This is a genomic window from Achromobacter sp. Root170, assembly GCF_001428165.1.
GTDB classification, from domain to species: domain Bacteria; phylum Pseudomonadota; class Gammaproteobacteria; order Burkholderiales; family Burkholderiaceae_B; genus Achromobacter; species Achromobacter mucicolens.
In genome coordinates, this window is the sequence record NZ_LMHN01000012.1 from 293,330 (window position 1) to 304,323 (window position 10,994).

Annotated in this window: 10 protein-coding genes; 2 read left to right on the forward strand and 8 right to left on the reverse strand. The window is 67.3% G+C overall.

All coding sequences use genetic code 11. The features are described from left to right. Nucleotides 1-47 precede the first annotated feature (47 nt). From kdpB to kdpF, 3 genes are read right to left on the reverse strand one after another with little or no spacing between them, the layout of a single operon-like run. Nucleotides 48-2,255 carry a potassium-transporting ATPase subunit KdpB gene (gene kdpB / locus ASD87_RS11580; RefSeq protein WP_369818536.1) on the reverse strand — a complete coding sequence of 736 codons (2,208 nt, stop codon included), beginning with the start codon at nt 2,253-2,255 and terminating at the stop codon, nt 48-50. Nucleotides 2,256-2,292: 37 nt separating this feature from the next. Continuing rightward, nucleotides 2,293-4,071: a potassium-transporting ATPase subunit KdpA gene (gene kdpA, locus ASD87_RS11585; RefSeq protein ID WP_056321336.1), complete on the reverse strand. Its 1,779-nt coding sequence runs from the start codon at nt 4,069-4,071 to the stop codon at nt 2,293-2,295. Continuing rightward, nucleotides 4,071-4,160 (reverse strand): K(+)-transporting ATPase subunit F, encoded by a 90-nt coding sequence (kdpF, locus tag ASD87_RS11590; RefSeq protein WP_056321339.1) that lies wholly within the window; start codon nt 4,158-4,160, stop codon nt 4,071-4,073. Before kdpF ends, kdpA begins: the two co-directional genes overlap by 1 nt. A gap of 739 nt (nt 4,161-4,899) precedes the next feature. Here kdpF and ASD87_RS11595 point away from each other — a divergent pair. Together ASD87_RS11595 and ASD87_RS11600 are read left to right on the forward strand one after the other, a co-directional pair. Further along, on the forward strand, nt 4,900-5,178 hold the full coding sequence (locus ASD87_RS11595) for a DUF4212 domain-containing protein (protein ID WP_056321343.1): 279 nt from the start codon (nt 4,900-4,902) through the stop codon (nt 5,176-5,178). After that, complete coding sequence (locus ASD87_RS11600) at nt 5,178-7,268, forward strand: sodium:solute symporter family protein (RefSeq protein WP_056321346.1); 2,091 nt, start codon at nt 5,178-5,180, stop codon at nt 7,266-7,268. Before ASD87_RS11595 ends, ASD87_RS11600 begins: the two co-directional genes overlap by 1 nt. Here the strand turns inward: ASD87_RS11600 and ASD87_RS11605 are convergent. From ASD87_RS11605 to trxB, 5 genes are read right to left on the reverse strand one after another with little or no spacing between them, the layout of a single operon-like run. Further along, the gene (locus tag ASD87_RS11605) at nt 7,265-8,395 is read right to left on the reverse strand and encodes a hypothetical protein (RefSeq protein ID WP_056321349.1); all 1,131 of its coding nucleotides are present in this window, start codon (nt 8,393-8,395) and stop codon (nt 7,265-7,267) included. The genes ASD87_RS11600 and ASD87_RS11605 overlap by 4 nt on opposite strands. Next, a complete protein-coding gene (locus ASD87_RS11610) occupies nt 8,382-8,987 on the reverse strand; it encodes a hypothetical protein (RefSeq protein WP_235512689.1) in 606 nt (201 codons plus the stop codon). The genes ASD87_RS11605 and ASD87_RS11610 overlap by 14 nt, the downstream gene beginning before the upstream one ends. Before the next feature lie 59 nt (nt 8,988-9,046). Beyond that, nucleotides 9,047-9,376 (reverse strand): multidrug efflux SMR transporter, encoded by a 330-nt coding sequence (locus tag ASD87_RS11615; protein ID WP_056321352.1) that lies wholly within the window; start codon nt 9,374-9,376, stop codon nt 9,047-9,049. Then, the gene (locus tag ASD87_RS11620) at nt 9,373-10,047 is read right to left on the reverse strand and encodes a Smr/MutS family protein (RefSeq protein WP_056321354.1); all 675 of its coding nucleotides are present in this window, start codon (nt 10,045-10,047) and stop codon (nt 9,373-9,375) included. The genes ASD87_RS11615 and ASD87_RS11620 overlap by 4 nt, the downstream gene beginning before the upstream one ends. Further along, nucleotides 10,034-10,993 (reverse strand): thioredoxin-disulfide reductase, encoded by a 960-nt coding sequence (gene trxB, locus ASD87_RS11625; protein WP_056321357.1) that lies wholly within the window; start codon nt 10,991-10,993, stop codon nt 10,034-10,036. The genes ASD87_RS11620 and trxB overlap by 14 nt, the downstream gene beginning before the upstream one ends. Nucleotide 10,994 lies beyond the last annotated feature (1 nt).

Here is a 10,994-nt window from a genome sequence, read left to right on the forward strand (position 1 = left end):
CCTTTGCGTGGAGGCTTGCAAGGCAGTGGCAGGGATGACGGCGGCCGTCACGCCCAGCCCAGCGCGGCCAGCACCATGTCGATGAGCTTGATGCCGGCAAACGGCACGATGAGCCCGCCCAGGCCATAGATGAGAAGGTTGCGACGCAGGAGCACCAAGGCGCCCAGCGGGCGGTAGCGCACGCCCTTCAAGGCCAGCGGGATCAGCACCACGATGATCAGCGCGTTGAAGATCACGGCCGACAGGATGGCCGAGGACGGCGTCGCCAGGTCCATGATGTTCAGCACGCCGAGCTGCGGATAGACGGTGGCGAAGGCGGCCGGGATGATGGCGAAGTACTTGGCCACGTCGTTGGCCACGCTGAACGTGGTGAGCGCGCCGCGCGTCATCAGCATCTGCTTGCCGATCTCGACGATCTCGATGAGCTTGGTCGGGTTGGAATCCAGGTCCACCATGTTGCCGGCCTCCTTGGCGGCCTGGGTCCCCGAATTCATCGCCACCGCCACATCGGCCTGCGCGAGCGCGGGCGCGTCGTTGGTGCCGTCGCCCGTCATGGCGACCAGGCGGCCTTGCGACTGGTAGTCGCGGATAAGCTTGAGCTTGGCCTCGGGTGTGGCTTCGGCCAGAAAGTCGTCGACGCCGGCTTCCGCCGCGATGGAGGCGGCGGTCAGCTTGTTGTCGCCGGTGATCATCACGGTCTTGATGCCCATGCGGCGCAATTCGGCAAAGCGCGACTGGATGCCGGGCTTGACGATGTCCTTGAGCTCGACCACCCCCAATGCGCGGTTACCGTCACTGACCATCAGCGGCGTGCTGCCGCGCCGCGCCACGTCTTCGGCCAGGCGCAGCGCCTCGGCGGGCACCGTGGCGTCCTGCGCGGCCAGCCAGGCCTGGATCGCGTCGACCGCGCCCTTGCGGATCCTGCGCTCGCCGAGGTCCGCGCCGCTCATGCGCGATTGCGCGGTGAACGGCACGAACTCGATGCCCGCGATGCGCGGCGCGGGCGCATGGATGGCCTTGTCCGCCAAGGCCACGATGCTGCGGCCTTCCGGCGTTTCGTCGGCCAGCGAGGCCAGGCGCGCGGCGTCCGCGAGTTCGCGTGCGGACACGCCGGGCGCCGGCAGGAAGGTGGACGCCTGGCGGTTGCCGAAGGTGATGGTGCCGGTCTTGTCCAGAAGCAGCACGTCGACGTCGCCCGCGGCTTCGACCGCGCGGCCGGACGTTGCGATCACGTTGGCGCTCATCATGCGGCTCATGCCCGCCACGCCGATGGCCGACAGCAGGCCGCCGATGGTGGTGGGTATCAGGCAGACCAGCAACGCCACCAGCACGGTCACCGTGACCGCCGCGCCGCCGCCCGCCGCCGCGACGGCGTAGAGCGAGAAGGGCATCAGCGTGACGACGACCAGCAGGAACACCACGGTCAGTCCCACCAGCAGGATGGTCAGCGCCAGCTCGTTGGGCGTCTTCTGGCGCCGGGCCCCTTCGACCATCGAGATCATGCGATCCAGGAAGCTCTCGCCGGGATCGGCGGCGATGCGCACGAAGATCCAGTCCGACAGCACGCGCGTGCCGCCGGTGACGGACGAGAAATCCCCGCCCGACTCGCGGATGACGGGCGCGGACTCGCCCGTGATGGCGCTTTCGTCGACGGAGGCCACGCCGGCGATGACCTGGCCGTCGCCGGGCACCGTGTCGCCGGCTTCGACCAGCACGACATCGCCGCGGCGCAGCAGGCCCGATGGCTGGTTGACGGCCTGGCCGCGCCAGTGCGCCGGGTCCGCATCCAACGCGTCGTCGTCGCGAAAGCCCTTGAGCAGGTGCGCGTCGATGGTGGTGCGCAGGCCGCGCAGCGTGGCCGCCTGCTGCTTGCCCCGGCCTTCGGCCAGCGCCTCGGCGAAGTTGGCGAACAGCACGGTGAACCACAGCCACACGGCGATGCCCAGAATGAATCCCGCCGGCGCCTCGGCCTGGCCGCCGAGGGCCATGATCCACAGGACCGTGGTGAGCAGGCTGCACACGTAGACCACGAACATCACGGGGTTCTTGACCTGCGCGGCGGGCGACAGCTTGCGCAGGCTGTCCAGAAGCGCGGGACCCACCAGCGCCCGCGACCAGAGGCCAAAGGGTCGGGTCGCGTCAGGTCGGGCCGCGTCAGTCCGCGCCGCGCTCTGCTTGCCCGCGTTCGGTTGACCCGGTTCGCCGGGCACGGACGCGCGGGCGGCTGTACTGCCGTCAGATCCGACGGTTTGCATTTCAATCTTGGCCATGTTCTTTCCTAGCCTTCTTGCATCAGGGTTGCAGGTGTTCCGCGACCGGGCCGAGAGCCAGCGCGGGCACATAGGTAAGGGCGCCGACCAGCAGCACGGCGCCGATCAAGAGCGTCACGAAAAGCGGGCCGGTGGTCGGCATGCTGCCGGGGCCGGCGGGCAGCCGGCGCTTGGCCGCCAGCGAGCCGGCCATGGCCAGCACCGCGACGATCACGGCGAACCGGCCGAACCACATCGCGATCCCCAACAGGACGTTGTAGAAGGGCGTGTTGGCTGACAGCCCCGCGAAGGCGCTGCCGTTGTTGTTGCCGGCCGACGAGAGCGCGTACAGGATCTCCGAGAATCCGTGGATGCCGGGATTGAGCACGCCGGCCTGGCCCGCCGCCACGGACACGGCCAGCGCCGTGCCGCCCAGCACCAGCAGCGGCGTGGCCAGGATGACGATGGAAACCATCTTCATGTCGAAGGCCTCGATCTTCTTGCCCAGGTACTCGGGCGTGCGCCCGATCATCAGTCCGGCGATGAAGACGCCCAGGATGGCAAAGGCCAGCATGCCGTACAGGCCGGAGCCCACACCGCCGAATACGACTTCGCCCAGCTGCATGAGCAGCATCGGCGACAGGCCGCCCATCGCGGAGAACGAATCGTGCATGCCGTTCACCGCGCCGCAGGACGCCGCCGTGGTGACCGTGGCAAATAGCGACGTGGCCGCGATGCCGAAGCGCGTCTCCTTGCCTTCCATGTTGCCGCCGAACGTCGCGGCGCCAGCTTGCTCGGCCATCGGATTGGGCTGCTGTTCGAAATACGCGGCGGACAGCGCAAAGACGGCGAATAGCGCCGTCATCGCGGCCAGGATGGCGATGCCCTGGCGCCGGCTGCCCACCATCTCGCCGAAGGTAAAGCACAGCGCGGCGGGTATCGCCAGGATGGCCAGCATCTGCAGGAAGTTCGATAGCGGCGTGGCGTTTTCGAAGGGGTGCGCCGAATTGGCGTTGAAGAAGCCGCCGCCGTTGGTGCCCAGCAGCTTGATCGCTTCCTGGGACGCGACCGGCCCCATGGCGAGGGTCTGCGTGCGCGTGGTGGCCGGGTCGGTGACCGGCGCGCCGGCCGCGTCCAGCACGGGCTGGCCTTGCGCGTCCACGCGGGGCTGGTCGTAGTGCACGGTCTCGACCGTCTGCACGGCCTGGTAGGGGTTGAAGTTCTGGATCACGCCCTGGCTGACCAGTGCCATCGCCAGCACGAGCGACAGCGGCAACAGCACATACAGCGTGCAGCGGACCATGTCGGCCCAGAAGTTGCCCACGGTGGCCGAGCAGTGCCGGGCGAGCCCGCGGATCAGCGCGAAAACCACGGCGATGCCGGTCGCCGCCGATACGAAATTCTGCACCGTCAGCGCCAGCATCTGCGTCAGGTAGCTCATTGTGGATTCGCCCGCGTACCCCTGCCAGTTGGTGTTCGAGACGAAGCTGATGGCCGTATTCAGGGCGGAATCGGGCGACACGGCGCCCAGGCCGGCGGGGTTCAGCGGCAGCAGCCCCTGCACGCGCTGCAGGGCATAGACGGCGGCGATGCCGACCAGGTTGAAGACCAGCACGGCGGCGGCATAGCGTTTCCAGCCCATTTCCGCCTTGGGGTCGATGCCCGCCAGCCGGTAGATGCCGCGCTCGAGCGGCCGTCCCCAGGCCGTCAGCCGCGAACGGCCGTCTTCCATCGCGACGCGGATGTAGCGGCCCAGGACGGGCGCGATCGCAAAAAGGACTGCCAGGTACAAGACCAGCAGCCCGACGAATTCGGGGGTCATCAGAATTTCTCCGGTTTGAACAGCGCGACCAGCAGGTACACGAACAGGAATGCGGCCGTCAGGCCGCTTAGCCAGTAGAGCCAGCTCATGACTGCCCTCCGGCCGACAAGGCGTCGCAGAACCGGACGAGCGCCCAGGTCAGCCCGGCCATCGCGGCAAAGAGCGCGATATAGACGAGATCCACGTTTTTTCTCCCCGGGAGGCTTGCTCCCTTCGAACAGGCCTGCGCGGCAAAAGGCGGATGCGCGCCGGGCAGGCGAGGTGACCATTGAAGACACCGGCAGGTTACGGAGCGGGGGGTAAAAACGGGGTATAGCTTGGCGGGCGGGGTGTAAACGCCGTGTAAAGAGCGGCTGGCAAGCTTCTGGCTGTCGTGCCCGGAATCGGGCATCCTGGCGTGCACGGGTTCGGACGCCGGGCGCCATCGGCCATGCTCATGAACTGAGCAGTGCTCAAGAATTAGGCCGTGCGCGGGGCGGTTTGGGCCGAAAAATCCCAATATTTAGAACGGCAGAGCCAAAATGCACTTATATGGTGCAAGGAATATGTAAATGAATGCTCCGTCTTAGGGCATTCCCCTAGTGTGGCAATCCCGCATCTGGTGCAGAATCTCTTCCCATGCAGGTGAGGAGACAAAGCCCTGCATGGGCAAATACCGGCGGCACCGGTAAATAAAAAAAGTAAAGCAGTACTCAAAAAAAGCAAACGCACAACGGCTGGCACCAGGAAGTGCCAGCCGTTGTCGCATAAAAAGCCGGCAAATCAAGCTTCAGGGCTTTTCAAGCGCTGCGTTTGGCGATATTTAGATGGGACCTGCTCATCCACGCTATGCCGCAAACGCGCCTTACTCCCTCCCGGACATCCGTCACGCCTTACTGGCGCCGCAACCTGCGGCTGATCCTGCTGCTGCTCGCCATCTGGGCGGCGCTGACCTTCATTCCCTCGTTTTTCGCCCGCCGGCTCTCGTTCGACTTCATCGGCTGGCCCTTCGCCTTCTGGATGGCCGCCTATGGCGCCCCGCTGGCCTATCTGATCATCATCGCCGTCTACGCCCGGGTCATGAATCGCGCCGATGAGCGCGCCGACGAAACCGGGGAGCCGCGCTGATGCCGTTTTTCACGGGAGACACCCCCCAGGAGTTCCGCATCCGCCTGCGGCGCATCTATGTGCTGTATACGGCAGGCTTTGCGCTGATGATCCTGCTGATGGCGCTGGCCGAGATCCTGGGCATGCCGCGCAACTGGATCGGCTATGTATTCCTTTTGGTCACCGTCAGCCTGTACGCCGGCATCGGCATTGTCTGCCGCACCTCCGACCAAGTGGAGTACTACGTCGCCGGCCGGCGCGTGCCGGCCATCTACAACGGCATGGCGACCGCGGCCGACTGGATGTCGGTGGCGTCCTTCATCGGCGTGGCGGGCACGCTGTATCTGACCGGCTATGGCGGGCTGGCCTACATCATGGGCTGGACGGGCGGGTACGTGCTGGTGGCGATGCTGCTGGCCCCCTACCTGCGCCGCTTCGGCCAGTACACCATTCCCGATTTCATGGGCGCCCGTTACGGCGGCAACCTGCCGCGCCTGGCCGGGGTCTTCTGCGCCGTTCTCTGCTCGTTCACGTATCTGGTCGCCCAGATCTACGGGGTGGGCATCATCACCACGCGGATGACGGGCATTTCATTCGAGCTGGGCATCTTCGTTGCGCTGGGCGGCATGCTGGTGTGTTCGTTCCTGGGGGGCATGCGCGCGGTCACGTGGACGCAGGTCGGGCAATACATCATCCTGGTCATTGCGTACCTCGTGCCGGTGATCTGGCTGTCGGTCAAGCACACCAACATGCCGTTGCCGCAACTGTCGGGCGGAGCCGTGCTGCAGCAGGTGACCGAAAAAGAGGTCTACCTGCAGAACGATCCGTCCGAGATCGAGGTGCGCACGATCTGGCAGCAGCGCGCCGACGAGATGTCGCGCCGCCTGCAGACGCTGCCCGAATCGTGGACGCTGGAAAAGGACAAGCTGCGCAGCCGGCTGGCCCAGTTGAACGCGGGCGACGCGCCCATGGTCGAGATCCGGTCGGCCGAACGCGAACTGGCCGCCTACCCGCCGACCGTCGACGATGCACGCACCACGTGGTCGCAGGCCAAGGCGACCTTCGAGGCCCGCGCCGCGCCGCCCACGCCGCACGCCGAACCGTTCCCGGCCAAGGACCCCGAGGAACGCAGCAACATGCGCATCAACTTCCTGGCGATGGTGCTGTGCCTGATGCTGGGCACCGCCGGCATGCCGCACATCCTGATGCGCTCATACACCACACCGTCCGTCATCGAGGCGCGCAAGTCGGTGTGCTGGTCGCTGCTGTTCATCCTGCTGCTGTACTTCATGGCGCCCGCGCTGGCGCTGCTGGTCAAGTTCGAAATCTATACCCAGGTCGTGGGCTCGAACTTCCTCAGTCTGCCCAACTGGGTGCACGCCTGGAGCGCGGTCGACACCAACCTGCTCGACGTCACCGACATCAACCGCGATGGCGTCGTGCAGCTGAGCGAAATCAGCATGGGCGCGGATGTGGTGGTGCTGGCCATGCCCGAAATCGGCGGCTTGCCCTACGTGATCTCCGGGCTGGTCGCGGCCGGCGGTCTGGCGGCGGCGCTGTCCACGGCCGACGGATTGCTGCTGACGCTGTCCAACTCGCTTTCTCACGACATGTGGTACCGGGTCGTGTCGCCGCGCATGTCGGCCGCGCGCCGCGTGATGGTGTCCAAGATCCTGCTGCTGGTGGTCGCGTTTGGCGCGGCGTGGGTCGCGGCCCGCAAACCCGCGGACATCCTGTTCATGGTGTCGGCCGCGTTTTCGTTCGCGGCCTCGTCGTTCTTCCCGGCGCTCGTCATGGGGGTGTTCTGGCGGCGCGCCAACAAATGGGGCGCCACGCTGGGGATGGCCGCAGGCCTGGCCGCGACGTTTGCCTACATGACGCACACGCACCCGTGGCTGCGGGAATCGGTGCTGGGCATCGCGCGCACGCAGCCGGTGGACCTGTGGTGGGGCATTCAGCCCATCGCGGCGGGCGTATTCGGCGCCCCGGTGGCGTTCCTGACGATCTTCGTGGTGTCGCTGCTGACCCCGCCGCCCGACCGGGCCACGCTGGCGCTGGTCGATTACCTGCGCAATCCGGATGCGCGGCATCCGCGGCCGGACAACAGCTAGGGAGCAGGGCAGGCTGCCGGCCGGCGGTCCTGGGGGTCGGCGCAGGCGGCCCACGCGGTGCCGGGCATGGCCTGCAACAGCGTAAGCACCTGCCCCGGCGCCCACAACCACTGCACGCCACCAGGCGCGCGGCCCGCCGCCGCCCACACGCGCCGGCGGACGTCCGCGCTCATGTCGAAGCGTCCATTTTCGCCGCTGTTTCCCCTGGCCAGCACGGACTTGGGATCGCGCTTGGCCTCGTAAACGCTGGCGTCGCCGCGCGGCTGCACGATGGCCCAGTCGTAGTGGTAGGACTCCAGGGCGGGCGGCTGCCAGCCGGGGCCGGGCAGCACCAGAACCGGGTGTTCGCCCGCGACGGCGCGGTATGGCAATCCCGCCTGCGCGTCGCGCCCATTTTCGCTTTGCAGGACCGGCCGCAGATAGCGCTGGGCGATCCCGCCTGCGGCGTCATGCACGATGACCTCGTTTGCTTCACCGGTTTCAGGCGCGTGGCGGACGGTCCGCAACAGGCGGCCGGCCGCGTCATGCACATAGCGCACCTGCGGACGGGAGGCGCCGTCGCACCTACCGTCGGCCAATTCGGCGAGCCAGCCGTTGGCGTCATAGCGCAGGCAACGCCGGACGGGCCGATTCGCGCGGCCGTCCCAGGTGCGCGACCGCACCTCGTAGCCGATCAGCCGGCCAGATGCGTCGTAGCGAAAGCGGGTCTCGCTTTCTGGCGGCGGCAGGGCGGGCGCGGGCTTGGCGCGGACCTCGTCCACGGTGTTCGGGCTGTACTGAGCAATGCCGCAAAGATGCGGGCGGGCGTCCTGGCCTTGCTCGAATCGCAGCATCGTGGCGCCAATGCGCGCGCGGGGATCGGCCGCATAGACCGACCAGTCGACGTTTTCGGCCCAGATGACGGGCGTGGCGCGCGGTCCGTCGGGCACCTGGACGGCGGGCAGCCAGCTGCGGATGCGTGAGCCGTCCTTGGCCAGCAGCGTGTGGGTGTCGTCGAGCCGCACGTCGGCCACAACGGTCAGACGTTCGTTCGCGGCGAGCGGCTGGCACAGGGCCAGTGCAAGGCCGGGCGCAGCGGACATCGCGGCCATCGCGTACAGGCGCAACACGGGCTTAGTTTGCGGCATTGTGCAGCCACGCAACGAGGCCCCAGAGTTCGGCGCTGACGCCGCCCAGCCGCAACGCCCCGTCTCGGGTGTCCATCAGCAGGAACGGGTAGGCGCGGCGCTCGAACGTGCCCGCGGGCGGCAGCCGGTAGGGGGTGAAGGCGCCAGACGACAGCAGGTACGTGTTGGTCATGTCGCCCACGTCCACGTGCAGGTACCAGACCGACAGGTCCTTGTCTTGGAACGCGGCATCAGATTCTGGATAGCGGCCGCCCTGGCCCGCGGGAATGCCGCTGGCCAGCACACCCATGAATACGGGGCGGGGGCCGTATCGCGGGCGGTACGTGCCATCGCCGGTTCGGCGCGCGAAGGTTTCACGCAGGAAGCCGGCCGCGCGCGAGCCGGGCACGACCGACTTTTCAAACAGCGCATCGAACTGCGCTTCCGTCAGCGGGCCGGACGCCGCGGCCAGCCGGTCCATGTCCTCTGAGAAGACCGTGTACCAGGCCCGGTAGCGCTTGAGCTCGGCGGCGCGGTCAAAGCCCTGGGCCGATGCGCAGGCGGCGAACAGCCAACCCAGGCACAGGATTGCCGCAAGGGCGACGCGTAGCAAGGTCTGCGCCAGGATGCCCCGCGTCCCCAGGCCTTGTATCCGAACTGCGGAGAACGTCGTCAATGCGAGACGGATTTGGAGAAGACGTTCATCACCACCACGCCGGCGATGATGAGGCCGATGCCGATGAGCGCGGGTGTGTCCAGGTGCTGCTTGAACAGCACCGCGCCCACGATGGAGATCAGCACGATGCCGACGCCGGACCAGATCGCGTAGGCGATGCCCACGGGAATCTCGCGCAGCGTCAGCGACAGGAAGTAGAACGAAATCAGGTAGCCGAAGACGGTGATGACCGACGGCACCAGCCGCGTGAAACCTTCGGAGCCCTTGAGGGCGCTGGTGGCGAAGATCTCTGCGACGATCGCCACCGCCAGGTAAAGCCACTTCATTTGCGCGGCCCCTCGGACTGGCGCAGCAGCACCAACAGGGCGCCCGCGCCGCCTTCGCGCTCGGGGGCCTCGGAGAATGCCATGACGTCGGCCTTCTGGACCAGCCACGTCCGGGCCTTGTCTTTCAGCACCGGCTCCAGGCCTTCCGAGTTGTAGCCCTTGCCGTGCACGATGCGCACGCAGCGGATGCCGTGTTCCTGGCACTCGTCCAGGAACGACAGCAGGGCATGGCGCGCCTGCTCGACGCGCAGCCCGTGCAGATCGAGTTCCGCGCCGGCGCGCCATTGGCCGCGGCGCAAATTGCGCGCGGTGTCGGGCGCCACGTCGCCACGGACGAAGGCGGTGCCGCCTTCGGACAGCAGGTGCGTGATCTCGCCGCCGTCCGAGACGCCCGCGTCGGCGCGGTTGGGCGTTTCGCCCAGCGCGTTGGCGCGGCGCAGGGCGGGCGCGGGTTCGGGGGCGGGCTTGTGCTCGACGCGTTGCGCGTGCCGGATCGGCGTGACGGACTTCATCGAGCGCTTGAACGCCGCCAGGTCGTCCTCGGGGGGCGACGCGGGGCGCGCGGCCGCCGCCGCCGCCCGTTGCGGGGCAAGGGCGGCGCGTTCGCGTTCTTCCTGCAGGTCCTTCTTCAGGCGTTTCAGGTCGGCCATGCCGACCTTACTGCCCCGCATTCTCCAGCCACCGTTGGGCGTCCAGGGCGGCCATGCAGCCCGTGCCGGCGCTGGTGATGGCCTGGCGGTAGACGTGGTCCTGCACGTCGCCGGCGGCAAACACGCCGGGCACCGAGGTCATGGTGGCCATGCCGGACAGGCCGCTCTTGGTGACGATGTAGCCGTCCTTCATCTCGAGCTGGCCCTGGAAGATTTCCGTGTTGGGCTGGTGACCGATGGCGATGAAGGCGCCCGTGACGGCCATGTCTTCGGTGGCGCCGGTGTCCACGTGGCGAACACGCACGCCGGTCACGCCGCTGTCGTCGCCCAGCACTTCTTCCAGCGTGTGGAACAGCTTGAGTTCCATGTTGCCGTTTTCGACCTTGCTCATCAGCTTGTCGACCAGGATCGGCTCGGCGCGGAACTTGTCGCGGCGGTGGATCAGCGTGACCTTGCGGCAGATGTTGGACAGGTAGAGGGCTTCCTCGACAGCGGTATTGCCGCCGCCGACCACCACCACGTCCTGGTTGCGGTAGAAGAAACCGTCGCAGGTGGCGCAGCCGGAGACGCCGCGGCCCATGAAGGACTGCTCGGACGGCAGGCCCAGGTACTTGGCCGAGGCGCCCGTGGCGATGATGAGCGCGTCGCAGGTGTAGACCTTGCCGGTGTCGCCGGTCAGGGTGAAGGGGCGCTTGGAGAGGTCGACCTTGGCGATGTGGTCGAACAGCATTTCCGTGTTGAAGCGTTCAGCGTGCTTCTGGAAGCGCTGCATCAGGTCCGGACCCTGCACGCCATCCGCGTCGGCCGGCCAATTGTCGACGTCCGTGGTGGTCATGAGCTGGCCGCCTTGGGCCAAACCTGTAACAAGAACAGGGTTAAGATTGGCGCGTGCCGCATAGACGGCCGCCGTGTAACCGGCGGGGCCGGAACCGAGTATCAAAACTTTAGCGTGCGTAGGCGTGGACATG

Excerpts from the sequence above, each read along its gene's own strand:
- kdpB (WP_369818536.1), bottom strand. The coding sequence starts at position 2,255 with ATGCAAACCGTCGGATCTGACGGCAGTACAGCCGCCCGCGCGTCCGTG.
- kdpA (WP_056321336.1), bottom strand. The coding sequence starts at position 4,071 with ATGACCCCCGAATTCGTCGGGCTGCTGGTCTTGTACCTGGCAGTCCTT.
- kdpF (WP_056321339.1), bottom strand. The coding sequence starts at position 4,160 with ATGAGCTGGCTCTACTGGCTAAGCGGCCTGACGGCCGCATTCCTGTTC.
- ASD87_RS11595 (WP_056321343.1), top strand. The coding sequence starts at position 4,900 with ATGCCGCAAACGCGCCTTACTCCCTCCCGGACATCCGTCACGCCTTAC.
- ASD87_RS11600 (WP_056321346.1), top strand. The coding sequence starts at position 5,178 with ATGCCGTTTTTCACGGGAGACACCCCCCAGGAGTTCCGCATCCGCCTG.
- ASD87_RS11605 (WP_056321349.1), bottom strand. The coding sequence starts at position 8,395 with ATGCCGCAAACTAAGCCCGTGTTGCGCCTGTACGCGATGGCCGCGATG.
- ASD87_RS11615 (WP_056321352.1), bottom strand. The coding sequence starts at position 9,376 with ATGAAGTGGCTTTACCTGGCGGTGGCGATCGTCGCAGAGATCTTCGCC.
- ASD87_RS11620 (WP_056321354.1), bottom strand. The coding sequence starts at position 10,047 with ATGCGGGGCAGTAAGGTCGGCATGGCCGACCTGAAACGCCTGAAGAAG.
- trxB (WP_056321357.1), bottom strand. The coding sequence starts at position 10,993 with ATGTCCACGCCTACGCACGCTAAAGTTTTGATACTCGGTTCCGGCCCC.